The organism is Mesorhizobium sp. M0761 (assembly GCF_040320205.1).
Lineage (GTDB): Bacteria > Pseudomonadota > Alphaproteobacteria > Rhizobiales > Rhizobiaceae > Mesorhizobium.
The window spans coordinates 107,584-131,502 of record NZ_JAMYPF010000020.1 but is presented as its reverse complement, the minus strand read 5'-3'; the positions used below and the strand labels follow the sequence as shown (position 1 = coordinate 131,502).

Annotated in this window: 20 protein-coding genes and 6 pseudogenes; 17 read left to right on the top strand and 9 right to left on the bottom strand. The window is 61.8% G+C overall.

The annotated features are described in order from the left end of the window. Positions 1-150: 150 nt before the first annotated feature. The gene (locus tag NKI32_RS26225; RefSeq protein ID WP_023681822.1) at positions 151-828 is read right to left on the bottom strand and encodes an MIP family channel protein; all 678 of its coding nucleotides are present in this window, start codon (positions 826-828) and stop codon (positions 151-153) included. A 320-nt stretch (positions 829-1,148) separates the two neighbouring features. Here NKI32_RS26225 and NKI32_RS26220 point away from each other — a divergent pair, with 320 nt between their 5' ends. From NKI32_RS26220 to NKI32_RS26190, 7 genes and pseudogenes are all read left to right on the top strand, one after another. Further along, entirely contained in the window at positions 1,149-2,438 is a 1,290-nt protein-coding gene (locus tag NKI32_RS26220) for an RsmB/NOP family class I SAM-dependent RNA methyltransferase (RefSeq protein WP_023681821.1), read from the top strand. Between the two features lie 72 nt (positions 2,439-2,510). After that, positions 2,511-2,964, top strand: a pseudogene (locus NKI32_RS26215) (TspO/MBR family protein). An 84-nt stretch (positions 2,965-3,048) separates the two neighbouring features. Beyond that, the gene (locus tag NKI32_RS26210) at positions 3,049-3,507 is read left to right on the top strand and encodes a PaaI family thioesterase (RefSeq protein WP_023701303.1); all 459 of its coding nucleotides are present in this window, start codon (positions 3,049-3,051) and stop codon (positions 3,505-3,507) included. Further along, positions 3,504-4,172, top strand: coding sequence for a 5'-methylthioadenosine/S-adenosylhomocysteine nucleosidase (locus tag NKI32_RS26205; protein WP_353004262.1), 669 nt, complete (start codon positions 3,504-3,506; stop codon positions 4,170-4,172). Before NKI32_RS26210 ends, NKI32_RS26205 begins: the two co-directional genes overlap by 4 nt. A gap of 55 nt (positions 4,173-4,227) precedes the next feature. Further along, positions 4,228-5,790: a glutamine-hydrolyzing GMP synthase gene (gene guaA / locus NKI32_RS26200; RefSeq protein WP_352521147.1), complete on the top strand. Its 1,563-nt coding sequence runs from the start codon at positions 4,228-4,230 to the stop codon at positions 5,788-5,790. A gap of 290 nt (positions 5,791-6,080) precedes the next feature. Beyond that, positions 6,081-6,334: pseudogene (locus NKI32_RS26195) on the top strand (Arm DNA-binding domain-containing protein); the annotation flags it as partial. Positions 6,335-6,531: 197 nt separating this feature from the next. Beyond that, positions 6,532-7,080 (top strand): hypothetical protein, encoded by a 549-nt coding sequence (locus tag NKI32_RS26190; protein WP_023738284.1) that lies wholly within the window; start codon positions 6,532-6,534, stop codon positions 7,078-7,080. A 172-nt stretch (positions 7,081-7,252) separates the two neighbouring features. Here the strand turns inward: NKI32_RS26190 and NKI32_RS26185 are convergent, their stop codons facing one another. Together NKI32_RS26185 and NKI32_RS26180 are read right to left on the bottom strand one after the other, a co-directional pair. Further along, the gene (locus NKI32_RS26185) at positions 7,253-7,594 is read right to left on the bottom strand and encodes an SDR family oxidoreductase (RefSeq protein WP_353004270.1); all 342 of its coding nucleotides are present in this window, start codon (positions 7,592-7,594) and stop codon (positions 7,253-7,255) included. A 237-nt stretch (positions 7,595-7,831) separates the two neighbouring features. Continuing rightward, a complete protein-coding gene (locus NKI32_RS26180) occupies positions 7,832-9,178 on the bottom strand; it encodes a family 1 glycosylhydrolase (RefSeq protein ID WP_023738285.1) in 1,347 nt (448 codons plus the stop codon). Between the two features lie 917 nt (positions 9,179-10,095). Here NKI32_RS26180 and NKI32_RS26175 point away from each other — a divergent pair. From NKI32_RS26175 to NKI32_RS26145, 7 genes are all read left to right on the top strand, one after another. Then, a complete protein-coding gene (locus NKI32_RS26175) occupies positions 10,096-11,310 on the top strand; it encodes an ROK family transcriptional regulator (protein ID WP_023827933.1) in 1,215 nt (404 codons plus the stop codon). Then, a complete protein-coding gene (locus tag NKI32_RS26170) occupies positions 11,307-12,560 on the top strand; it encodes a M20 family metallopeptidase (RefSeq protein ID WP_353004260.1) in 1,254 nt (417 codons plus the stop codon). Before NKI32_RS26175 ends, NKI32_RS26170 begins: the two co-directional genes overlap by 4 nt. A 30-nt stretch (positions 12,561-12,590) precedes the next feature. Next, on the top strand, positions 12,591-13,652 hold the full coding sequence (locus NKI32_RS26165; protein WP_352825565.1) for a substrate-binding domain-containing protein: 1,062 nt from the start codon (positions 12,591-12,593) through the stop codon (positions 13,650-13,652). A 68-nt stretch (positions 13,653-13,720) separates the two neighbouring features. After that, entirely contained in the window at positions 13,721-14,782 is a 1,062-nt protein-coding gene (locus NKI32_RS26160) for a substrate-binding domain-containing protein (RefSeq protein ID WP_023681811.1), read from the top strand. A gap of 35 nt (positions 14,783-14,817) precedes the next feature. Beyond that, positions 14,818-15,786: an ABC transporter permease gene (locus NKI32_RS26155; RefSeq protein ID WP_023686847.1), complete on the top strand. Its 969-nt coding sequence runs from the start codon at positions 14,818-14,820 to the stop codon at positions 15,784-15,786. A 12-nt stretch (positions 15,787-15,798) separates the two neighbouring features. Further along, the gene (locus tag NKI32_RS26150; protein ID WP_352627009.1) at positions 15,799-16,998 is read left to right on the top strand and encodes an alanine racemase; all 1,200 of its coding nucleotides are present in this window, start codon (positions 15,799-15,801) and stop codon (positions 16,996-16,998) included. A gap of 9 nt (positions 16,999-17,007) precedes the next feature. Beyond that, positions 17,008-17,751 (top strand): ATP-binding cassette domain-containing protein, encoded by a 744-nt coding sequence (locus NKI32_RS26145; RefSeq protein ID WP_023686849.1) that lies wholly within the window; start codon positions 17,008-17,010, stop codon positions 17,749-17,751. A gap of 23 nt (positions 17,752-17,774) precedes the next feature. On the opposite strand, the pseudogene NKI32_RS26140 reads toward NKI32_RS26145, so the two are convergent. Beyond that, positions 17,775-18,028 (bottom strand): annotated as a pseudogene (locus tag NKI32_RS26140) (MBL fold metallo-hydrolase); the annotation flags it as partial. Between NKI32_RS26140 and NKI32_RS26135 the strand changes: the two are divergent. Further along, positions 17,988-18,152 (top strand): hypothetical protein, encoded by a 165-nt coding sequence (locus tag NKI32_RS26135; protein WP_023715648.1) that lies wholly within the window; start codon positions 17,988-17,990, stop codon positions 18,150-18,152. The pseudogene NKI32_RS26140 and the gene NKI32_RS26135 overlap by 41 nt on opposite strands. A 16-nt stretch (positions 18,153-18,168) precedes the next feature. Next, positions 18,169-18,293: pseudogene (locus NKI32_RS31600) on the top strand (aldehyde dehydrogenase family protein); the annotation flags it as partial. Positions 18,294-18,436: 143 nt separating this feature from the next. Here the strand turns inward: NKI32_RS31600 and NKI32_RS31595 are convergent. Then, positions 18,437-18,589 (bottom strand): annotated as a pseudogene (locus NKI32_RS31595) (GMC oxidoreductase); the annotation flags it as partial. A 38-nt stretch (positions 18,590-18,627) separates the two neighbouring features. On the opposite strand from NKI32_RS31595, the pseudogene NKI32_RS26125 reads away from it, so the two are divergent. Next, a pseudogene (locus NKI32_RS26125) lies at positions 18,628-19,287 on the top strand (ABC transporter permease); the annotation flags it as partial. A gap of 204 nt (positions 19,288-19,491) precedes the next feature. Here the strand turns inward: NKI32_RS26125 and NKI32_RS26120 are convergent. Genes NKI32_RS26120 through NKI32_RS26105 form a run of 4 tightly spaced genes read right to left on the bottom strand, consistent with a single transcriptional unit; the run spans position 19,492 to position 23,876 of the window. Next, entirely contained in the window at positions 19,492-20,343 is an 852-nt protein-coding gene (locus NKI32_RS26120; RefSeq protein WP_353004256.1) for a sugar phosphate isomerase/epimerase family protein, read from the bottom strand. Continuing rightward, positions 20,340-21,365, bottom strand: a complete 1,026-nt coding sequence (locus NKI32_RS26115; RefSeq protein WP_023667740.1) for an ABC transporter permease — start codon at positions 21,363-21,365, stop codon at positions 20,340-20,342. Before NKI32_RS26115 ends, NKI32_RS26120 begins: the two co-directional genes overlap by 4 nt. Beyond that, entirely contained in the window at positions 21,362-22,369 is a 1,008-nt protein-coding gene (locus NKI32_RS26110) for an ABC transporter permease (RefSeq protein ID WP_023667741.1), read from the bottom strand. The genes NKI32_RS26115 and NKI32_RS26110 overlap by 4 nt, the downstream gene beginning before the upstream one ends. Next, complete coding sequence (locus tag NKI32_RS26105; protein ID WP_353004254.1) at positions 22,362-23,876, bottom strand: sugar ABC transporter ATP-binding protein; 1,515 nt, start codon at positions 23,874-23,876, stop codon at positions 22,362-22,364. Before NKI32_RS26105 ends, NKI32_RS26110 begins: the two co-directional genes overlap by 8 nt. Between the last annotated feature and the right edge of the window lie 43 nt (positions 23,877-23,919).

Here is a 23,919-nt window from a genome sequence, read left to right as displayed (position 1 = left end):
ATGCCCTCTTTCTGCTCTGGGCGCCTCTCCCTCCCGGCCCCGCCCTCCCCCCCCCCCCCCCCCCCACCCCCCCCCCCACCCCCCCCCCCCCCCCCCCCGCGGGGCCCCCCCCCCCCCCCCCCCCCCCCTTCGTTATCGCAGGCTTCGAAATCAGTCCTTTTCGAAGATGCGTGCCTTGGCGACGACGCCAGCGATTGCGCCGCCGATCAGCGGCGCAACGATGAACAGCCAGAGCTGGCTGAGGGCTGCGCCGCCGGTAAACAGCGCCGGGCCGATCGAACGCGCCGGATTGAGCGAGGTGCCGGTCACCGGGATCATGGCGAAATGCAGCCCGGCCAGCGTCAGGCCGATGACAAGGCCGGCGAACGCCGTCGAGTGCTTCTCGGCGGTGACGCCGAGGATGACGGTGACGAAGGTGAAGGTGCCGATCAGCTCCCACAGGAAGGCCGAACTCGTCCCCCACTTCGCCACGTCCCAGCCATTGGCGCCGAAACCGGTGGTGTGCCCGCCGGTCTGGCCGGAGACGATGATCCACAGCGCCAGCGAGGCCAGGATGGCGCCGATGATTTGTGCAATCCAGTAAGGAATGACATCCTTGGCCGGCAGCCGGCCGGCAAGGAAGACGCCGAGCGTGACGGCCGGGTTGAGATGTGCGCCTGAGATGGGACCCACCGCGTAAGCCGCCGCAATCAGGCCGATGCCGAACGCCAGGCCGATGGCTTCCTGGCCCAGCGGCAAGTCGGCGAGAAAGCCACCCGTCGCCACCGACGCCGTGCCGATAAACACCAATAGAAATGTCCCTAGAACTTCCGCAAGATACGTTTTCATTGCCCTCTCCTCGTATCGATCCGTCGGTCCGCTTTTCCGCGCCGCGAATCATGGCGCAAAGAGTATTCCCAACGCAAAAGCTTGGAAAGCAGAGCATTTTGCGCCACAGATCGTGCTTACGGCGGCCAGTTACCAACATTAGAGACCTTGCATATATTTGAGATTTGTTATCGCCGGCGGGCAGACATTTGCCGGCGGGGAAAATCGTCGGCCGCGAGCGGAAGGCCTCGTCGCCGCGAAATTCAAGCGGGGTTCAATCTCGACGCGAAACGCTCTAAGAGCAGGCCGAAAGATACTGTGCTCGATAGATGGAATGACGAATGCGACTGGGCGGACGGCTGGCGGCAGCCATTGAAGTGCTGGACGACATTGGCCGGCGCCACCGGCCGGTGGCCGATGCGCTGAAAGATTGGGGCCTGTCGCATCGCTTTGCGGGCGGCGGCGACCGCGCGGCGATCGGCAACATCGTCTACGACGCGCTGCGCCACAAACGTTCCGCCGGCTGGCTTTTGGGTGAAGACACGCCCCGCGCCATCGGCTTCGGCGCGCTGCTCATCGAATGGGGCCAGACGCCGCAGTCGCTCAACGATGCGCTCCAGGGTGACAAGTTCGCGCCGCCGCTGCTCAGCGCCGCCGAGTTGCAGGCGCTGGCCGAGCGCCGGCCTGAAGACGCGCCGGAGGCGGTGCGGGCGGACATACCCGACTGGTGCGCGCCGCTCTTCGAACGATCCTTTGGCGCAGACTGGGTTGCGGAAGGGGCGGCTTTGGCGACCCGCCCGCCGCTCGACATCAGGGTCAATACGCTGCAGTCCGACCGCGCCAAAGTGCTGGCGGAACTCGCCGAAACCGGCGCCAAGGCAGCCGCTATCGCGCCACAAGGCATTCGCATCCCGCCCATCGACGGCGACGGCAGGCACCCGAACGTACAGGCCGAGCCGGCCTTCCAGAAAGGCTGGTTCGAGGTCCAGGACGAAGGCTCGCAGATCGTTGCCGCCCTTGCCGGCGCGCAAGCCGGGATGCAGGTGCTCGATTTCTGCGCCGGCGCCGGCGGCAAGACGCTGGCGTTGTCGGCGGCGATGGCCAACAAAGGCCAGGTCTTCGCCCATGATGCCGAAAAAGCGCGGCTGGCGCCGATCTTCGACCGCCTCCGCCGTTCGGAAAACCGCAACGTCCAGGTTGTCACCAAGCCGGCTGAGCTCAGCCCCCTCGCAGGCCACATGGACATCGTGCTGGTCGATGCGCCCTGCACCGGCAGCGGCACCTGGCGGCGCCGTCCAGACGCCAAATGGCGGCTGATGCAAAGACAGCTCGATGCCCGCAAGGGCGAGCAGTCGGCGATCCTCGATGCGGCGAAGGCCTATGTCAAACCGGGCGGCCTGCTGGTCTACATCACCTGTTCGGTGTTCGACGAGGAGAATGGCGAGCAGGTCGCCGCCTTTCGCGAACGGCACAAGGGCTTCGTTCCGGTCGATCATCGCGCGCTTTGGGATGCCAGCTTCCCCGGTCACGCAGCGGCCGCCCGGATCGGCAAGACAAGCGATATCTCGCTGTCGCCGGCGCTCAGCGGCACCGACGGGTTCTATTTCTGTGCGCTGCGTCGGGCGAATTGACGCTGCGATTGACAGGCTGACATAGCGCCAGTTGCAGATGCGCGGCGTCGGCCGCCAGACGGGGTAGAATTCTTGCAAAGATATGTGTCGCTTCTGCTTTTCCTCATTCTGGTGCTCGGCGGCGGCCTGTTGATCGGCTATGCGACGTTGCCGGGTGAATGGTATGCCTCGCTCGCCAAGCCGCCCTTCAACCCGCCCAACTGGGTCTTCGCGCCGGCCTGGACGCTCCTTTATGTCCTGATCGCCGTAGCCGGCTGGCGGACATGGGAGCGGGAACGAGCAGGCGCCGCGATGAAGATCTGGGCCCTCCAGCTTGTTCTGAACTTCGCGTGGTCGCCGACTTTCTTCGGCGCCAAACTGGTGGGGCCGGCACTGGTCGTGATCCTGGCTCTTCTCGCCAGCATTGCGCTGTTCATAGCCACGGTGTGGAACCGCGACCGGGTTTCCGGCTGGCTGTTTTGCGCCCTATGCCCTATGGGTGGCCTTCGCCACCTTGCTCAACGCGTCGCTGCTCCTGTTGAACTGAGTGCTTTGCTGCAGTGCAGCAAAAGCATTTGCGTGGCGTTCAGGCGTCTGCGATAAGCTTTGCAGATAAATCAGGGCGATGGCCATGGCAGCAAAGATCGTACCCGCACCCGATTATGAGGACCGCGTAAGGGCGTCGTTCGCGCGCCAGCAGGCGATGGCGACCATCGGCGCCGAGCTGACGCTTGTGACGCCGGGCATCATCGAGATCGAAATGCCGTATTCCCAGGCACTGACCCAGCAGCACGGTTTCCTGCATGCCGGGGTGATTTCGACGGCGCTGGATTCGGCCTGCGGCTATGCCGCATTTTCGCTGATGCCGGAAAATTCCGGTGTGCTGACCATTGAGTTCAAGGTCAACCTCCTGGCGCCCGGCCGGGGCGAACGCTTCCTGTTCCGCGGCTCGGTGACCAAACCCGGCCGCACCATCATTGTCGCCGATGGCCAAGCGTACGCCTTTGCCGCCGATGGCGAGGCCAAGCTGATCGCGACCATGACCGGCACGATGATGACGGTGGTTGGCCGTGACGGGATAGCGGGATGATGGCCAGCGTTACGCGAACTGGCGGCAAGGACGTTCTTTTCGTCATGGCGGCGCAAGCGGAGTACGGTCCGCATCTGCAGAAACTGTTCACGCCGCTGATGACGGGCGTCGGCCCGGTCGAGGCAGGTGTGCGGCTCGGCGCCGAACTGTCATGGCTGAAGTCTGAGAAGACGCTGCCCGATCTCGTCGTCTCGCTCGGCTCCGCCGGCAGCCGCACACTGGAGCAGACGGAAATCTACCAGGCGGTCTCGGTCAGCTATCGCGACATCGACGCTTCGCCGCTAGGCTTCGAAAAAGGCGCGACGCCGTTCCTCGACCTGCCGGTGACCGTCCCGCTATCATTCAGGATACCGGGCATTAAAGAAGCCAGCCTGTCGACCGGCGGCGCCATCATCACCGGTGCCGCCTATGACGCCATCGCCGCCGACATGGTCGACATGGAAACCTTCGCCTGCCTGCGCGCCTGCCAGTTGTTCGATATCCCGCTTATCGGCCTGCGCGGCATTTCAGACGGTGCAGCCGATCTGCGCCACGTTGGCGACTGGACCGAATATCTGCATGTCATCGACGAGAAGCTGGCGGATGCAGTCGTGCGCCTCGAACAGGCCATCGGCTCCGGCACGCTACACAAGGAGCAGCCTGGGCAAGAGCCGGCAGCGCTCTGAAAGTCGGGCTACGCACCCCATTGCGCCGACTCGTTTCTTTCTCTAAAGGCTCGCCATGACGACAGCCAATCATCCCGATACAGTCCTGATTGTCGATTTCGGCAGCCAGTTTACGCAGCTCATCGCCCGCCGCATCCGCGAGGCTGGCGTGTTTTCCGAGATCGTGCCGTTCCAATCGGCCGAAGCTGCCTTCAAGCGCATCAATCCGAAAGCCGTGATCCTGTCGGGCGGTCCCGCCTCGACATCGGACATCGGCAGCCCGCGCGCTCCGCAGATCGTCTTCGATGCCGGCGTGCCGGTGCTCGGTATCTGCTACGGCCAGATGGCCATGTGCGTGCAGATGGGCGGCGTCGCCGAAAGCTCTAACCATCGCGAATTCGGCCGCGCCTTCGTCGAGATCGAAAAGGACAGCCCGCTGTTCGAAGGCCTGTGGGCGCCCGGCCAGCGTCACCAGGTGTGGATGAGCCATGGCGACCGAGTCATCTCGCTGCCCAAGGGGTTCGAAGTCTTCGGCAAGTCGGAAGGCTCGCCCTTCGCCATCTTCGGCAATGTCGCGCGCAAGATGTACGGCATCATGTTCCACCCCGAAGTGGTGCATACGCCGGATGGCGCCAGGCTGCTGAGAAACTTCGTGCACAACATCGCCGGCATCGAAGGCGACTGGACGATGCGCGCCTATCGCGAGCATGCGGTCGAAACCATTCGCGAGCAGGTCGGCAAGGGCAAGGTGATCTGCGCGCTGTCGGGCGGCGTGGATTCATCGGTCGCTGCCTTGCTGATCCACGAAGCGGTAGGCGACCAGCTGACCTGCATTCTTGTCGACCATGGCCTTATGCGCAAGGACGAGGCCGCCGGCGTGGTGGCGATGTTCCGCCAGCACTACAATCTGCCGCTGATCCTGGTCGACGCGTCGGAAAAATTCATCTCGGCGCTGGAAGGCGAGTCCGACCCCGAGAAGAAGCGCAAGACCATCGGCCGGCTGTTCATCGAAGTGTTCGAGGAAGAAGCCAAGAAACTCGGCGGCGCTGATTTCCTGGCGCAAGGCACGCTCTATCCCGACGTCATCGAGAGCGTCTCCTTCACCGGCGGCCCGTCGGTGACCATCAAGTCGCACCACAATGTCGGCGGCCTGCCGGCGCGCATGAACATGCAACTGGTCGAGCCGCTGCGCGAACTGTTCAAGGACGAGGTGAGGGCACTGGGCAAGGAACTCGGCCTGCCCGAAAGTTTTATCGGCCGCCATCCGTTCCCTGGACCAGGCCTTGCCATCCGCTGCCCCGGCGGTATCACCCGCGAGAAGCTCGAAATCCTGCGCGAGGCCGACGCCATCTATCTCGACGAGATCCGCAAGGCCGGCCTCTACGACGCCATCTGGCAGGCTTTCGCCGTGCTGCTTCCGGTGCAGACCGTCGGTGTGATGGGCGACGGCCGCACCTACGAATTCGTCTGCGCGCTGCGCGCCGTGACGTCCGTCGACGGTATGACCGCCGACTTCTACCACTACGACATGGCTTTCCTCGGCGCGGCGGCCACCCGCATCATCAACGAAGTCCGCGGCATCAACCGCGTCGTCTACGACGTGACGTCGAAGCCGCCAGGCACCATCGAGTGGGAATGATTCAGACCTACCCAAAGCCGCCGGAAACACGCCATTGTACGCCACAACCATTTGATAACACGTATAAATCCATTCGGAGACAATTAGCGACAATCGGTGCGGAGATTGGATTTGACGGACCGGCTGACGGACCTTCCGCAAATTGCTAGCTCAGATTTTTCGAAGTACCGTCAGATCCAATGAGGCTCTGACGGTGTTTTTTGATGCCTTAAGGCACTGAAGATAAAACGAATGTTCTGCCGAAGAGCCTCGAAATTGTACTGACGGTACTTTTCAGGAGGTAGCGGGGAATGCTGACGGACGTCGCCCTTAAAGCCCTGAACCAAAAGTGAAAATCTACAAGATTGCGGACCGCGACGGCATGTATGTTCGCGTCATGCCTAGTGGCGCGATCTCCTTTCGGCTGGATTACAGGCTCAACGGACGCCGCGAGACGGTCTGTCTTGGCGGGTATGGACGGGACGGAATCTCACTTGCCCTTGCCCGAGAGAAGTGTCTCGACGCGAAGCGCGCTATTGGCGAGGGACGGTCGCCGGCGATACAAGCGCCGAGTTGTGACACCGATCACCGGCCGACTTCAGCGCCGAAATGGCTACCGAACCAAAGCGATGTCCGGGCCGTCAAGGCCTCTTCTATCTCGGCCAAGCCGGCCCGGAGCCCGCATTCAGTCACATCCCTTGAACCTGGGTGCAGAGCTGCTGCATCGAAGCCATTTGAGCAGCCGAGTTCGCGCCCGAACCCGTGCTGGTGCTGGCGGTCGTATCGCCAGCTGTATTCGAGGATCCCGACGTGCCGGTGGTTGTACCCGAACCAGTGCTGTTGCTGGCCGTGGTGTTACTGCCGGTCGAACCAGAGCTGCCTGAAGTGCCGGTGGCTGTGCCAGAGCCGGTGCCGACACTCGCCGTTGTATCACTGCCGGTCGAAGCCGAGCTACCTGACGTGCCGGTCATTGTGCCAGAGCCAGTGCCGTTACTGGCCGTCATTCTCGAGCAGTCGGAGCGAACCTGTGCCTGCTGTTCAGAGCTCAGGGACGACCAGTTCTTGCGGATCTCATCCTGCGACAGAAGTCTTCCCGAATTGGCGTCGCTGAAGAATGAGCCCGAGAGCTTGCTGTCCCAGCCGCTCGGGATACCGCTTTGGCCTGAGCCGGACGTAGAACTCATACCCGACCCGGCCGATGAGCCGGACGTTCCGTTCGTGCCGCTGGATGTTCCTGACGACTGCGCCAAGGCCGCGGTGGCGAGACAGAGAGAGATCGCTGTAGCTGTCAAAATCTTACGTTTCATGTGAGTCTCCTTTGGGGTTCGACGCCGTTGCGGCGTCGAACCCTAATCTCGAGGAAAGGCACTTGTTCCTGTATAGAGTGGAATTCGATGTCATGATCCTTGTGCACCAGCCTTGGTCTCGAATGCGATGCCGGAGCGCTTCAACGACGACTGACGCCTCAGGCGAGAGCTGTCCGCTACTGGGTGTTAGAGGCGATATGCGGAACGCTTCCCGAATAGTTGGGTGCCACCATCGGGTAATTGCGAGGCAGGTTCCATTTGGTTCGGCAATCGTCCGGATTCATGCCCAGTCGGCCAAGGTGCGAACTGCGTCGGGTCTCGGTTAGAGACAGGAGGGTGGCCTTTGCCGCGGCGTATAGCTCGACATGCGGAGCTCGTCTCGACCGCGCACACTCAATATGTTTTACGATGACGCCGCCAGATGTCATATGAGCGAATGCCTTTCCGGCGAAATAAATTGCTCCCAGCAGGTCGACGCTCAGCACCTTCAGCCAGCCCGCTCTAGTGAATGCCTCAATGGTTAAAGATTATCAGGCCGGCGCGTTGTTGACGATTATTACCAACCTGCCGAACGCGTGAGCGCAAGTCGACAGCACCGTGATAGCGGCCTCCCCGGCGCGCCCCTTGTCGAACCGATGCGCGCCTTCTCGACCTTGCCTCCACCCACGTCGGCTCACCCGTGCACCTTCGGTGCCCAACCGCATGGCGATGGCCAGTCCAATGCCGCTTGCAGCACCGGTTACAATGCAGTCTTGTTATCCAGGCGCATCGGGTTCGACCTCTTTCTGGGGAGCAGCAAGTGGTTCAGTCCAGCCTTCAGCGACCCGATCCACGCTCAGCAGGCTGCGCGCATAATCCTGTTGCGCGCGAACAATGGCATCGTCTTGCTGTGAGGGAAGAAAGACCGGCAAAGCAAGGCAGACACTTTGTGTGGCCAACAGCTTGTTCCAGTTCGCGATCAGCGCCTTGAAAGCGCGCCCCACCGCCCTCGGATTTCGGTCGAGGTCATAGAGGCCGAGCGGATTGATCCGTCCGTTGTTCTCCCGAAGCGCACTGTCCCAGTCCACCTGATCCGTCAGCGAGTACCAGGTGAAGCCTACGATGGGGATGCCATCGTTGCGGATCCGCAGCACGTTGGCCCACTCTTTCCACAGCCAATAGACGGCCTCGTCTCCATTGGGGCCTTCGCTGATGTTGGTCTCCGTATGCATTACGGGAAGCCGGTAGCGGTTGAAGTACTGCCGCGTGATCTCGTCATAGCCAAACACCTCGCCGGACCCGGACGTCGTTCCGTCTGCCCAAACCCGATGTTCGTTGGTCTGGTAATAGTCGGTGCCCATCACGCAATGCCTGCGCAGATGGCTCTCCAGGAAGAAACTGTATTCTTCGGCCGTCATCCCGTTTTCGAGAAGATAGCGATAGGTGTGCGCGTCGACGTCATGACCGTAGTTGAGATCAAGCGACAGGAAACGCTCGCTGTTGAACCGTTCCGCTCTGCCGACCGCCTCGGGAGAATCGGCGTGGAAGTATTCCGAGGATTCGCTCTGTATGAAGATGGCGTCCGGCCGCACCTCGAGGATCGCCCGCATGGCAAGCACGTTCGCCTTCACGATGTGCTTGAGGGCGGTGACGAAAGCAGTGTCGCTGCTCAGTTGTTCGTTCCACCATCCCCAGCGAGCCGAAAAGGTGGCGCAGATGAACATCTCATTTATTGGGGTGAAGAGCTGGATCCACGGATAGCGCATCGCGAAATCCCTGGCGTAGTGCTCGAATAGTGTCGGAAAGTCCGGGTTCTGGAAGTTGCCAACCCAGTCCGGCACGCCAAAATGGCAAAGGTCGACGATCGGAAGAATGTCTTTCGCCTTCAGGTCCGCGAAGGTCTCATCGGCGAATGCCCAATCATAACGTCCATCACCCAGCCACGTTTTGTGGATGGGAGGTCCGTAGCGGAGGAAATGCACCCCGAGATCCTGGACCAGTTCGAAGTCGGTGCGCCATCGTTCGTAGAAGCGGCATTTTTCCATTTCGTCGACGCGCTCCCGGCCTTGTCGAATGGTGGGGGTGCTGTTCTCGATGCCGGTGGCAAACATGAACGTGAACATTGATGGTCCTTAGCCAAGGCGGAGATGCCCGCGCTTGGTCAAACGTTCAGTGCTCGACGCAGTTCCTGCAAGACTGCTTGTCAAGTTCGGTGGGCGCCTGACAACCACGTGCCTGCAAGTGCTATTCACAGTCGGTTGACCGTTCGTTGCGAAAGGCAACGGCACATGGCGGAAAAGCCTTCGAACCGGCTTTTTGCCAAAGCCGGAGAATGGCTGGTCGAGAAGGTTCGGCGGCGATTTCTCCAGCCTCACCCGGCCATTCGGAAAGATGGCGCTACGCTCGTGATCGTGAGCAGGGGCCACCCAGGCATAGGCGGGTCGAGATTGGCGGAATTCTATCCCACGGTTCAAGCGAGCAGCTTGCGCCGAATATGATCGGACTATGCTGGACGGAGAGGTCGGCTTCGGGCCAGCCCAGTTGGCGTCAAACGGGTCTTTGCGAGTTAAGGCGGTATGGTAGTTATCCACGTTTGCAAACTGCAAACGGACGTTCCGCTGCCGGCCCCATTTGAGCCATTCACTGGGAGGCAGACCCGGGGTACATCACCGATATTCTCGAAGCCAATAGTTAGTCTCGTTCATCGTCCTTTGGTTCGACAGACCCATACGAGAGATACGAGAGATATGGACCGGCGACCATCCGCTGTATTGATCTCCTGTAGAAAACAGTGACCCTCAGAGACTAGCATGATCGTTATTTGTCAATGCGTTACGAAGCTGTTCGCCCAATTGATTCAAGAAGCTGATCCAGCCACCCCCTGACCGCATTTATCTTCTGCCGAACGGCAGCAACGCGCCTGAATCCTGCCTCCGGATCAATGTTCGCGTGCGCAAAAACGGCCGCTCGCGAACATACATTGACAGGTCCAGTTCCGAATAATAAGTTCGGTCATAGAACGAATTAACCGGAGTTCAGTGTGACTGACCTGCCGCGCATATCCCGTCAGTTCTCACAGCGCTCCGTGATGGAAGCGATCGTCCAGGGCGGGCCGATCTCCCGCGCCTCGATCGCCAAGCTGACGGGCCTGTCGAAGCAGACCATCTCCGAAATCATGCGCGGGCTCGAGCAGGAGGGCTGGGTCCAGGAAACCGGCCGCACCAGCGGCCATGTCGGGCGCACCGCCGTCACCTACGAACTGGTCCACGACGCAGCCTATATCATCGCCGTCGACCTTGGCGGCACCAAGGTGCGGGTCGCGCTGACCGACCTTGCCTGCCAGATCTTTGCCGAAGCCGCCACACCGACCGACCCGCGCGGCGGCCAGTTCGTCGTCGATCAGATTGCAGCGCTGGCCTTCGATGCCGCGGCCAGACAGCACGTCGCGCGCAAGAAGATACGCCTGGCCGTCATCGGCGCGCCTGGCGCTCCTGACCCGGCCACCGGCCGCATTCTAATGGCGCCGAACATTACCGGCTTCGACACAATGAATGTGCTGGATGCCTTCGAAGAAGCGCTCGGCGTCGCGGTGATGATCGAGAACGACGTCAATCTCGCGGTGCTTGGCGAGAACTGGCTCGGCCAAGGCCAGGGCATCGACAATCTCGCCTACATCGCGCTCGGCACCGGCATCGGCAGCGGGCTGATGCTGGGCGGCCATCTGGTGCGGGGTGCTGGGCACGCCGCCGGCGAGATCGGTTTCATGCCGATCGGGGCCGATCCCTTCACCGAGGAATCACTGCGCACCGGCGCATTCGAACGCGCGGTGGCCACCCACGCCATGACCGATCGCTACCACGCCCTCACCGGCAGGCAGGTCTCGGTGCCGGCAATATTCGAGAATGCCGCGCTTGGCGACAAGGACGCGCTCACCGTGCTCGACGAAACTGCCCGCCATCTGGCGCAAGGCGTTGCGGCAATCGCGGCGATCGCCAATCCAGAAAAGTTTATCCTCGGCGGCTCGATTGGGTTGCGGCCCGAAATCCTGTCCAGGGTGCAGGCGCTTCTGCCGCTATGCTTCCCCTATCCGGTCAGGGTCGAGGCGAGCGAACTCGGCGCACGCGCAGCCCTCATCGGCGCGGCGGCAATCGGCCTTGGCCAGTTGCACAACACGCTGTTCGGCGTCGACGCGCCTGATGGCCGGATTTCGCTGCCGCCTGCCCAGGCCGCCGCCCTGAAGGAGGCCGCGATATGACTCACGATATTACCGCCCGCCTGCAGGCAGCGCTCGACCGCGACGACGCACTAACGCTGTTTCGCCGCGCCATCGGCCGAGAGAGCATCACCGGCAACGAAGCCAACTTCGTCGACTTTCTAGAAGCCAGGATGCGCGACCTTGACCTCAGCGGCCTGACCAGGACGGAATTCCTTCCCGGGCGGCCCAACATCTGGGGCGAGCGCAAGGGGGCCGACCAGGGAAAGCGCCTGCTGTTCATGGGCCATACCGACACCGTCCATGTCGACGGCTGGCGCGAGCATTGGGCAGGCACCGAGCGTGAGGATCCGTTCGCCGCCCCGATCATTGATGGTGCTGTCTGGGGCCGCGGCTCAGGCGACCTCAAGGCCGGCATCACTGCTTCGCTGGCGGCACTCGCGCTACTCGACAAGGCAGGCGTTCGCCTCAAGGGCGACGTCGCCTTCGCTTTCGTCGGCGACGAGGAGAGCGGCCAGCCCGGCACCGGCATTTCCGCCGGGATCAAGCACTTCGTCGGACGCATCGAGACCGGCGAGGTCACAGCACCCGATTTCAGCGTCTATGTCGAGCCGACCCGCCTGGCCGTCTATGCGGCGCAGATCGGCTTCTTCATCACCGATATCTCGATTACCGGCAAATCCGCCTATTTCGGTGTGCCAGAACTCGGCAAGGATGCGCTCCGTGCAAGCCATGCCGCGATGACGGCGCTTTGGAAGCATTCGGATGAAGTCGCCGCGCGCGCCGAGCACAAACTGGTCGGGCGCGGCTTCCTGCTTATCACCGGGCTTGCCGGCGGCGGCTACATTGCCGTCCCCGAGCGCTGCACGCTCTCGCTGATCCGTAAGCTGTTGCCTGGCGAAGACCTCGACACCGCCGCCGCCGAGATCGAGGCTGCCGTGCGCGGCGCGATCGCCGATCCGGATATTTCGGTAGAGTTCGCCTACCCCGCCGGCCGCGACCACAGGCTGGGCGGCACCGCTGCCGAGATCGGCGAAACGCGGGCGGAAGTCGCCATGCTGTCCGACGCGATGGCCGGCGCAATGAGCGGACGCGGCGTCATCGAGGGCGCACCGTTCTGGTCGGAGTCCCCCTTCTTCATCAATCAGCTCGGTATTCCTGCCGTCTATTGCGCGCCCGGCGACATCAGGAATTGCCACACATTCGAGGAGCACGTCGATGTCGAGGAATTTTTCGCCGGCATAGTCGGCTTCGCCGCCTTCATGGCCCGCTACTGCGGCGTGGCCGACTGAAATACCAACGAAGCAAATGGGAGAACTGACATGCCGATGAAGACACTGATCGCCGCCGCCTTTGCCGGCGGATTGATCCTTACCGCCAACCCAGCTTTCGCACAGACGGTCGGCCCGCAGGGCGAGAGCGCCACGCCAAGTGCCGACGTGATCCTAAGCGATGCCGACATCGCCGCGCTCAAGGACAAGGGCTACAAGGCCGCCTTGCTCTGGCACACCTCGTCCGATTTCACCAATGCGGTAACCGCCGGCGCCACCGACGAATTCGCCCGCGCCGGCATCACCATTGCGGTCAAAACGGATGCCCAGTTCGACTCCGCCCGCCAGCGCAGCGACATCGAGACGGCGTTGGCCGCCAAGCCCAACGTCATCTTGGCCCTGCCGCTCGACCCGGTCACCTCGGCAGAAGCCTTCCGCCAGGCGGTCAAGGACGGCACCAAGCTGGTGTTCCTGTCCAACTTGCCCAAGGGCTACAAGCAGGGCACCGATTACGCTTCGATCGTGACTGACGATCTATTCCAGATGGGCAAGCAGGCTGCGGACGCGATGGCCAAGGCGATCGGCGGCAAGGGCAAGGTCGGCTACATTTTCCACGACGCTGCCTACTATGTCACCAACCAGCGCGACCAAGCCTTCAAGACCACCATCGAGAAGGTCTATCCCGACATCAAGATCGTCGCCGAACAGGGCATATCCGACCCGGCCCGCGCCGAGGAACTGGCCAACGCGATGCTTTTGCAACATCCCGATCTCGACGGCATCTACGTAACCTGGGCCGAGCCGGCCGACGGCGTGCTGTCGGCGCTACGCGGCGCCGGCAACGCCAGGACCAAGATCGTCACGCTCGACCTCGCCGAGCCGGTCGCGCTCGACATGGTCAAGGGCGGCAATGTCGCAGCCCTCGTCGCCGACAAGGCCTATGAACTCGGCCGCGCCATGGCTGCTTCCGGCATGAAGTCGCTGCTTGGCCAGCCGACACCGGCCTTCGTCGTCGCCCCGGCCCTGACCGTCACCAAGGAGAATGTCGCGCAGGGCTGGAAGGACTCGCTCAACCGCGACGCGCCGCAGCCGGTGCTCGACGCGGCCAAGTAAGGCTCTCGCTCCGGCGCGGCCCGCCGCACCGGAGCTTTTCTTCGACACAACAAAAAGGGAACCGGGACATGCGCAAAGCATCTGTAATCATAACGACAGTGGCGAGCCTGCTAGCCATGCACGCCTTCGCCGCTGAAGGCGTCACCACAGGACCGAATGGTGAAAAGCCGGTGCCGGCGAGCAGTCTTACGCTGACGCCAGCCGAAGAGCAGCAGATCAAGGACGGCAAGTTCACCGCCGCCCTCGTCTGGCACGAAATGAGCGAATACACCAACGCCGTCAACGCCGGCGCCCATGACGAATTCAAGCGCCTCGGCATCGAGGTGGTGGCGCAGACCGATGCCGGTTTCGACGCCGCGCGACAGAAGGCCGATATCGAGACGGTGATGGCCAAAAAGCCGTCGATCATCCTGTCGCTTCCCGTCGATCCGGCGACCGCAGCTTCGGTCTACGATCCGGCACGCCAGGCCGGCGTCAAGCTCGGCTTCGTCGACAATTCCCCGGCCGGCTACAAGCAGGGCAGGGACTATGTCACCATCGTCTCCGACGATCTCTTTCAGATGGGCAACAAGGCCGGCATCGCCATGGCCGAGGCGCTCGGCAAGAAGGGTAAGGTCGGCTACATCTTCCACGATGCCGACTTCTACGTCACCAACCAGCGCGACCAGGCCTTCAAGAAGACCATCGAGCAGGACTATCCCGATATGAAGATCGAGGCCGAGGCCGGCATGGCCGACCCGGCGCGTAGCGAAGACATCGCCCAGGCGATGATCACCCAGCATCCGGACCTGGACGGCATCTATGTGACCTGGGCCGAACCGGCGCTAAGCGTGCTTTCGGCCTTGCGCGGTGCCGGCAACACGCACACCAAGATTGTCACGCTCGACCTCAACGAGCCTGCCGCGCTCGACATGGTCAAGGGCGGCAACATCGCGGCCCTCGTGGCCGACGAGGCCTACAGCATTGGCGTGACGCTGGCGCGCGCCTCGGCAGGTTCGCTGGTCGGCAAGAAGGCCGAACCATTCTATGCCGTAGATTCCATCGCCGTCACCAAGGACACGGTGAAGGACGGTTGGAGGAAGTCCCTCAACAGGGACGTACCGGCGGCTATCGCGGACGCGGTGAAATAGGCTCGAGGCGAAGCGCTCACCACCGGAGGAATAAAGTGTCCAGTGCCAACACCAGCGCCGGTAGCAGCTTCGCCAGCCGCTTCAATCTGCAGCAATATGTCGTCTACCTCGGTTTCCTGGCGATCTTCCTGTTCTTCGCCATTGTGCTGAGGGACAGCGGCTTCCTCACCGTGCGGAACTTATCGAACATCGTGTTGCAGACGACGCCGGTGACGATCATGGCCATCGGCCTGGTCTTCGTCATGTCGGCCGGCGAAATAGATTTGTCGATCGGCTCGATCGTGGCGGTGGCGGCCCTTGCAGCCGCCGTCACCATCAACGCGTACGGCATGCCGGCAGGGATAGTCGCCGGCCTCGGCGCCGGCCTGCTGATCGGCGTCATCAACGGCGTGCTGGTGGCGTATGTCAGGCTGCCCTCCTTCCTGGTGACGCTGGCGACGCTCGGCCTGTTCGCCGGCGTTTCGCGTTCCATGACAGACCTTCGCTCGATCTCGGTGACCAACGAAGCGTTCACCGGCTTCTTCGGTTCCGGCTCGCTGCTCGGTGTCCCCTCACTCGTCTGGTGGTCGGTGATTGCCGTGGCCATCGGCCACCTGGTGTTCCGCGAGACCCGTTTCGGCGCGCATGTGCTGGCGACCGGCGACAATGCCCGCGCCGCAAGCGTATCGGGCATCAGCGTGCCCAGGATCAGGCTCGCCGTGCTGACCATCAGCGGCGGGCTCGCCGGTCTTGCCGGCTTGCTCTATGCCGGTCGCCTGCAGGCGGCGAAATATACTCTCGGCGAAACCGACTTGATGACGGTCATCGCCGCCGTCATCGTCGGCGGCACGCTGCTCAATGGCGGCAAGGGCTCCGTGGTCGGCGCGCTGGTCGGCTCGTTGATGATGGGCATGCTCAACAACGGCCTGATCCTGATGGGCCTGTCGGTCTCCGACCAGATGATCGTGCGTGGCCTCATCATCCTGACCGCAGTCGCCGTGTCGCTGCGCGAAAAGAACCGCTGAAGGAAGCCATCCATGTTTCTCGACATTTTGCGCCGCCGCAACCCCGCCTTCATCGAATCAGCTATCCGGTTGCACCAGCAAGGTAAGCTGCCGGCCAATGCTTATGTGCTCGATCTCGACACGGTTGAGGCCAATGCGCGGGTTCTCAAGAGCGAAGCCAACCGCAACGGCCTGAAGATCTTCGCCATGACCAAGCAGGTCGGCCGCTCCTCGTCGTTCTGCCGGGCTGTGATGCGCGGCGGCATTGACCGCGCGGTCGCCGTCGACATGGCTTGCGCCCGCGCCACCCACAAGGCAGGCATGAAGCTTGGCCATCTCGGCCATCTCCAGCAGGTCGCAAAATTCGAAGCGGCGGCTGCGGCGAAAACCTTCAAGCCGGACTACTGGACCGTGTTCAACGATACCAAGGCTGGGGAAGCGGCGGCAGGCGCCAAGGCGGCCGGCTATGTGCAGGATTTGCTGGCCCGCATCGCCGCCGAAGGCGATATCTTCTATCGCGGTCATGAAGGCGGTTTCGATGCCGCCGACACCGTCGATGTCGCCCACCGGCTGGATGCCGTCGAAGGCGGCCGTTTCGCCGGCATCACCACTTTCCCTGCTCTGCTGTTCGACCATGCTTCGCGGAAAGTGCTGCCGACCCCCAATCTGGCGACGCTCGCGAAAGCTGCGGAAGCGCTGGCTAAGGCAGGCCGCAAGGACATTGAGATCAACGCGCCGGGCACCACCTCCAGCGTCATGCTGGCGGCACTCGCTGAGGCCGGCGCGACGCAGTGCGAGCCCGGCAATGGACTGCATGGCACCACCGCGCTGCATGTCATGGAAGATTTGCCGGAGCTGCCGGCGGTGCTCTATCTCACTGAGGTCTCGCATCTTTCCGGCGGCAAGGCCTATTGCCTTGGCGGCGGCTTCTACATCGATCCGATCTTCCCCGACTACGACGTCAAGGCGATCGTCTCGGCTGAACCGACGACGGCAGGCTCGGCACTGCGCAGCGTCGAGGTGCCGCCGCCCTCGGCGATCGACTATTACGCCATGATCGATGCCGCCGGCGCGAACGCGCCGAAGCCTGGCGACAGCGCCGTGTTCGGCTTCCGTGGCCAGGCCTTCGTCACCCGCGCCCATATTGTCGGCGTGTCGGGCATTTCGACGGGCAATCCGAAAGTGGAAACCATCGAGAACGGCTTCGGTGAACCCTATGCCTGGCCAGTCTAGGAGAAACACATGACGGTGAGCGCGCCCATCCTTCAGCTGCACGACATTCGCAAGAATTTCGGCGGCATCACCGCGATCGAGAGTTTTTCGCTCGAGGTTTTCCCGGGCGAGATCGTTGCACTCGTCGGTGACAACGGCGCCGGAAAGTCGACGCTGGTCAAGATCGTCTCGGGCGTCCACCCGCCCTCGTCCGGCACCATCGTCATCGAAGGAAAACCGGTGACGATGTCGAATGCCACCATGGGGCGCGCGCACGGCATCGAGGTCGTCTACCAGGACCTGGCGCTGGCCGACCAGCAGACGGTCTACATGAACATGTTCCTCGGCCGCGAGCCGCTGAACCGCCTCGGTTTGCTCGACCGCCGCCGCATGATCGACGAGACCGAGAAACTGGTGAAGGAACTGGACGTGCGCATCCCCTCCGCCCACGCCACTATCCGCGATCTCTCCGGCGGCCAGCGCCAGGGCGTTGCGATCGCGCGCGCCACGCATTGGGCAAGCAAGCTGATCCTGCTGGATGAGCCGACGGCGGCGCTGGGCGTTGCCGAAACCGCCCGGGTGGAGGCTATCGTCCAGTCGCTGAAGCAGCGCAATGTCGGCATCCTGATCATCAGCCACAGCCTCGACCAGGTCTTCAAGCTCTCCGACCGCATCTGTGTTCTCAGGCGTGGCAAGCAGATTGGAATTCGCGAGACCGCGAAGACCGATAAGAACGAGATCATTGCCATGATCACCGGCCTGCAGCAGCAATAGCAGGAACCTCTCTGAGAGCCCCCGCCCGAGATCCGGATGTTGTCGGCGATCACGCGATCGATCAGCTTGTGCCGCCTGGTGATCGCCATCGGCCCGTCCTGGTCGTAGCTGCCTTGCCACTCCGGATGCGGCGCCAGCAGCGCTGGCACATACATCGTGTCGGCCGAAATCATGCGCTGTTCCTTGCCGGAGTTTGCGAGGTAGACCGAGTGGCCGGGCGTGTGGCCGGCGCAGCGATGATCTGGAAGCCGGGCGCGACTTCGGCGCCGTCATGGATGCTGCTGGAGCTGCTGCGTCTGGTGAAGTTGCCTGCATCGCCTGAATTTCTCCAGGCGTATCCGCACCAGCTTTCTGGCGGCCAACAGCAGCGCGTTGGCATCGCTATCCCAGTCTCGATTTGATAGGACCTATGCAATGTATGGCGGCGCCGACATCACCGTGCCGCTCGGCGGAGTCAAGCTGTCCGGTTTCGGTCGCGACAAGTCGCTGCATGCGCTGGACAGATACACCGTCCCAAAACAGCCTGGATTTCTCTCGGCTGACCGTTTCTCGCTAAGCGCTGCCGAGGATGAAATCGGCGCAGCGGTCGGCGATCATGATCACCGGCGCGTTGGTGTTGCCGCTGATGAGACGCGGGCATGATCGAGGCGTCGCAGATGCGTAGGCGCGGCACGCCGCGCACGCGCAATTGCGGGTCGACCACCGCCTGGTCATCGCTGCCCATCCGGCAGGTGCCGCAGGGGTGATAGACCGTCTTGGCGTGTTCGAGGATGTGGTCTGTTATGGACTGATCGGAAAGGTCGGCGGCCCCGCCCGGCGACAGCTCGTCGGCGATCACCGCCTGCAGGCCGGCTGACGCAGGATGGTGCGGGCGATCTTCATGCCGGCGAGCAGCAGGGCAACACGCAAGATGCGACGGCAGGCTTTCCCTACGAAACCCGCTTCGAGGATCTGGAATATCTCACCACCGGTCGCACCGATCTGGTTTCGGTTCTTACCAACAATGCCTACCTCCATTCCCATTCCTCATTCTTTTGTCTTCCTGCTTGTCCTGGCGGCGGTGATGTTGGTCGTTCTGCACCGTACCGCCTTCGGACTATACCTCTACGCCGTCGGCAAAAATGAAGAGGCCGCGCGGTTTTCGGGAATCCGTACCGGCCGGGTGATCATCTGCGCCTATGTGATCTGCGCCGGGCTGACGGCGCTGTCATCCATCTTTCTCGCAATGTACACACGCTCGATCCTGCCAAGCTCGCACGGCAATTTCTACGAGCTCTACGCGATCGCCGCCGCCGTCCTTGGAGGGTTCTCGTGCGGGGCGGGGAAGGGTCAATCATTGGTGTGGTGCTTGGAACGATCTTGCTGCAGGTGCTTCAGAACCTTGGCAATCTTCTAGGCATTCCCTCCTCACTCAACTTTGCCGTGAGTGGATCGGTGATCCAGATCGGGGTACTGGCCGACCAGGAATACACAGAGTTTCGAAAGCGCCGCGAATTGATGCGGGGCCGGCTCGCAACCGCCGAGGGTAGGCTGTGATGCCCGAGCCGGTGAAATAGGTTGTTCACGGCAGTTGCGATCGCCGACCGGTTGGCTGCTTGCGCCCGGGGGGCAGCCGAAGGCCGGGATCTAAAACGCCGCAATATTGCCTCTCGAGCGGCTCCTGCTTCGAAGGCAGTCGCCGCAATGTCGATGCAGTCGGCTCATGATGTGCCGAGTTTCGATCTCGCATGGCGATGTAACTTATGCGATCAGCCCGTACTGCCGTGCCTTGCTGCGCAAGAACGGCAGACCGTTGCCCATTACAACCGCTTCACTCTCGGCCACCGGACGCCACACGCTGAGGCCAAACGCCAGACGCGGATCCATGTTGATGAAGCTCTCCATCGCGAGCCCGCCCTTGAAGCGGATCGCGGCCAGCGTTGCGAACGTCTCATCCCAATTGCAATTGCCCTCGCCTGGGGTGCCGCGATCAGACTCGGAGAGGTGGATATATTTGAGGTAATCGCGGGCGACGATAATACCGTTGCCCATACCTTTCTCCTCTATGTTCATGTGATAGGTATCAAGGTGCACGAACATATTGTCGGCGCCGACTCTCTCGATTAGTGCCACCGCCTGAGCCGCGGTGTTGATGATGTGGTTCTCGTAGCGGTTCACGGCTTCAACACCGAGTTCGATGCCGCGAGACTTGGCTTGCGCGGCGGCGGACGTCATCACTTTCGCAATGTTATCAAGTTCGTCCTGCGTAGGTGGCACGCCAGTACGCTCGCCGATGCCGCCATAGATTACGCCGCATAGCGCCTGGGCTCCGATGTCGGCCGTCTTGTCGATAGCCACCTTGAGAAAGTCAATCGCCTCCTGTGGGTGGCGCGATGCCCACGCATATTCGGGCAACCCTAGCGAGCACACCGCCTGCATGCCATTTGCCGCCAGCAGCTTGCGGGTGTGATCGGCATCGCAAGAAAATGGATCGGCCAGCGAAATTTCAATGAAATCGAGATCGTATTTTTTCACCGCCGCTACAGTGTGCTCGGCGCCCTCTACGGACCAACCACTCGTCCACATGCTCGTATGAACGCCAAAACCCTTCATCGTGTTATCCTCATGAAATTGAGCTGCCCGGCAGCCCACCGCAAGATCATGACGCCGATCAGCATGATGCCCCAAATGGCTGTGGCCAGGTGCTGGCTGGCGCCCAAGAGATTCAGTCCCGAAGAAAGCAACTGCAAAACGATGAGGGCTAGGAAGACCGAAACGACCTTGCCGAAGCCGCCAAACGGATTCACCCCGCCCAAGAAGCAGGCAAGCACCGTAATCAGCACATAGGACTCGCCATGGCCGACACGGACGGAATTGAATCGTGCCATCATGATAATGCCGGCCAACGCACACATGGCGCCAGACAGCGCGTAGATCAGAATGATCACGCGTCGCGTCGAGATGCCGGAATAGCGCGTCGCCTCGATGTTGGAGCCGACCATATAGTTTGAAAAGCCAAGCCTGGTTCGGGTCATCAAGACATGCCAGACGATGACTGCGCCGAGCAGTATCAGCAGCGGGACAGGAATGCCGACGATGCTGCCGTGACCCAGGGGCTGGATGAATTCGGGAAAGCCCGAAATATCGGCGCCGCGGGTCAGAAACTCGCCAAGGCCGCGCAGGAAAATCATCACCGAGAGCGAAACGAGGATGGGGTGCGCGCCGGTATAGGCTATCACCGGGCCCATGACCAAGCCGCTTGCCGTGCCAACGCCGACCGCAAGAACGGAACCGAGTAGAAAGGCATAGATGCTTGCGTCCGGTCCTCCGTTGGCCTGAAGAACCCAGGCGAGCGTGAGGCCACAGAGATTGGCCGTGAACGTCACGGCGAGATTGATGCCGCCCGAGATGATCGGCATCAACATCGCGAGCGTAAGCAGTCCAAGTTCAGGCAACTGGAAGGCCACCGATTCAAAGGTAGCTTTGGACAGGAATCGCGGCGAGAGAGATCCGAAGAATGCAATCACCAAAATCAATGCCAGCAAAAGTCCGATATTCTCGGCGCCCAACGTGCCGGCAAGACGGCGCAAGAATCCGTGCCGTAGCGCTCCAGTTTCGAGCACGCGCTGCGTCATGTACCCATCCTCTGCCGCAAGCCCGCGAGGATATGCCCGAGCGGCGCGTTGGACAGCGTGATGGCAATCAAGATGATCGCCCCGACGATCATCTTGAAAGCATAGGGAGAGATGCCGAGGAGGTTCAGCCCGTTTTGCGTCACCGACACAAGAAACACGCCAAGGATGCAACCGAGCACGGTGCCGCGCCCGCCACCCAGCCTGGCACCGCCAAGGACAACAGCTGCCAGCACGTCCAGCTCGCGCCCCACCAATGCGTTGGGCACGACTTCCTGGGAATAGTGCACCTGCACAAGTCCCGCGATCCCGGCCATCAAACCAAGCCAGCCGAAGGCAATGAAGTGCATCGCCGCGATGTTGATACCGAGGCGACGGGCGCCCTCCGGGTTATCGCCAAAAGCGTATAGCTGCCGTCCCGTGGTGGTATACCGGATAAGCCCCCAGGTGGCGGCGACGCAGACCGCCATGATCGCAACCGGCAGTGTTAGCTCGGCCCAATTGCCATTCGCCTGTTGGAACTCGAAAAGCACAGTGCGATGCGTCCACCATGCAGGCAGATTGTAGATCGATACACCGTGCGTGAAGAACATCAGCAGGCCGAAAAAAATATTGAAGGTGGCGATGGTGACAACGATTGAAATGATCTGGAAATAGTAGATGAGGCCGGCGTTCACCGCACCCAGGGCGATCCCGACAATTGCCGCCAAGGTGAGGCCGATGAACCAATCACCACCTCCCATTTGGGCTAGAGCCAGCGCCACAACGTATTGAACCACTGACGCGGCCACAGCGAAGGAGATGTCGATGCCCCCAGCGATCAACACCACCAGCAGCCCAACCGCGAAGATCAGATTTGTCGAGCTTGTGTTGAGCAGATTGAAGAGATTGGCAATGGTGAAGAATTTGTCGCTCGCAACGGAGAGACCTGCGCTCATGATGAGAAGAACCACAACGAGCCATGTCTCGGTGGGATGAGCCCGGAAGAGCTTGCCGCGGTTACGCATAGACGGCAGCTTCCAGGTCGCCGAGCGGGATGGCGTGCGGATCGTATTCGGCGACTATCTTGCCCGCAGCCATATGAAGGATACGATCGGCGTTGAAATAGACCTCCGGCACTTCATCGGATATCAGCAGAATCGCCAGGCCTTCGGCAGCGAGCTTGGCGACAATCTCGAAGATGCCGGCCCGCGCGCCAACGTCCACCCCCACGGTTGGCGAATCAAGAATGATCAGTTTCAGGCCGACCGCCAGCCATTTGGCGATGGCCACCCTTTGCTGGTTGCCGCCCGAGAGCGTGGAAATCGCATCGGTCTGCCGCCCGACTTTTATCGCCAATTCCTCGATCCAATGATTGACGAGCGCGTCCTTCTTCTCCGAGGAGATCAGCCCTCGATCAAGGATCTTGTCGAGCACCGGGATAACGGCGTTGTCGGCGATGGACTGAGCTTGTATGAGACCAAGGGACAAGCGGTCTTCGGAGAGATATCCAATACCCGCGCGGATTGCGTCGCGGTTGGAGTTCAGATGAAGAACCGTCCCGTTGAGTGCGATGCTGCCGCGGTCTGGGCGCAGCATGCCGAAAATAGAAAGCGCGAGTTCTGTGCGACCGGCGCCGAGTAGCCCGGTCAGGCCAAGCGTTTCACCTCGCCGTATTGTCAGCGAAACGTCGTCATAGTCGCCTGCGCGGGTCAATCGATCGATGTTCAACACGACGGGTGATCCACTAAGGTTTCTCGTGCTCACGGTTTGGTCGAACGTCTTGCCGGTCATCAGTTCGGTGAGGCGTGATTGGGTCATTCCGGCGGTCGGGAACACCCCAACGACCTTACCGTCGCGCAGAACGGTGACGCGACTTGAGATCTCCAGAACTTCCGCAAGGCGATGGCTGACGAAGACGATGGCCATGCCTTCATTCGAGAGTGTTCGAACGATCGAGAGCAACCGGTCTGTTTCCGATTGAGTAAGCGACGATGTGGGCTCGTCCATGAAAATAACCTTCGCATCGCCGGCGAGCGCCCGGGCGATGGCGACGATCTGACGTTGGGCGATTGCAAAGCTACGCAGAGGCGCGTCGACATCGAGGTCGGCGCCAAGCCGCGCCAACAGCCCTCGCGCCACCTCGCGAATGCGCGAATGATCGACGAGCCGAGGCATGTTGCCGAGGACAGTTCTGATCCCGATATTTTCCGCGACTGTCATTTCAGGAAACAGTGCGAGGTCCTGCCAGATGACTTCCACCCCGGCGCTGCGCGCCGCAGCCGGCGACATGATGTCGATAGACTTTCCGGCGATCGACATGTTTGCGCCGCCTAGCGGCTGACAAACGCCGGTGATTACCTTGATCAGGGTGCTCTTGCCGCTGCCGTTCTCACCGGCGATGCATTGCACTTCGCCCGGGAGAACCTCGAAGGCGACATCCTGGAGGGCTCTAACGCCACCAAATGTGACGCTTATGTTGCTAAACGACAGAACCGATGGGAGGTCCTGCGTCGTAGACGCGACGAGGTTCACGGCGGGCCCTTCTGAAATGACAAGGATGGGGCGTGCCGGGATT

Excerpts from the sequence above, each read along its gene's own strand:
- NKI32_RS26225 (WP_023681822.1), bottom strand. The coding sequence starts at position 828 with ATGAAAACGTATCTTGCGGAAGTTCTAGGGACATTTCTATTGGTGTTT.
- NKI32_RS26220 (WP_023681821.1), top strand. The coding sequence starts at position 1,149 with ATGCGACTGGGCGGACGGCTGGCGGCAGCCATTGAAGTGCTGGACGAC.
- NKI32_RS26210 (WP_023701303.1), top strand. The coding sequence starts at position 3,049 with ATGGCAGCAAAGATCGTACCCGCACCCGATTATGAGGACCGCGTAAGG.
- NKI32_RS26205 (WP_353004262.1), top strand. The coding sequence starts at position 3,504 with ATGATGGCCAGCGTTACGCGAACTGGCGGCAAGGACGTTCTTTTCGTC.
- guaA (WP_352521147.1), top strand. The coding sequence starts at position 4,228 with ATGACGACAGCCAATCATCCCGATACAGTCCTGATTGTCGATTTCGGC.
- NKI32_RS26180 (WP_023738285.1), bottom strand. The coding sequence starts at position 9,178 with ATGTTCACGTTCATGTTTGCCACCGGCATCGAGAACAGCACCCCCACC.
- NKI32_RS26170 (WP_353004260.1), top strand. The coding sequence starts at position 11,307 with ATGACTCACGATATTACCGCCCGCCTGCAGGCAGCGCTCGACCGCGAC.
- NKI32_RS26165 (WP_352825565.1), top strand. The coding sequence starts at position 12,591 with ATGCCGATGAAGACACTGATCGCCGCCGCCTTTGCCGGCGGATTGATC.
- NKI32_RS26160 (WP_023681811.1), top strand. The coding sequence starts at position 13,721 with ATGCGCAAAGCATCTGTAATCATAACGACAGTGGCGAGCCTGCTAGCC.
- NKI32_RS26150 (WP_352627009.1), top strand. The coding sequence starts at position 15,799 with ATGTTTCTCGACATTTTGCGCCGCCGCAACCCCGCCTTCATCGAATCA.
- NKI32_RS26145 (WP_023686849.1), top strand. The coding sequence starts at position 17,008 with ATGACGGTGAGCGCGCCCATCCTTCAGCTGCACGACATTCGCAAGAAT.
- NKI32_RS26135 (WP_023715648.1), top strand. The coding sequence starts at position 17,988 with ATGATCTGGAAGCCGGGCGCGACTTCGGCGCCGTCATGGATGCTGCTG.
- NKI32_RS26120 (WP_353004256.1), bottom strand. The coding sequence starts at position 20,343 with ATGAAGGGTTTTGGCGTTCATACGAGCATGTGGACGAGTGGTTGGTCC.
- NKI32_RS26115 (WP_023667740.1), bottom strand. The coding sequence starts at position 21,365 with ATGACGCAGCGCGTGCTCGAAACTGGAGCGCTACGGCACGGATTCTTG.
- NKI32_RS26110 (WP_023667741.1), bottom strand. The coding sequence starts at position 22,369 with ATGCGTAACCGCGGCAAGCTCTTCCGGGCTCATCCCACCGAGACATGG.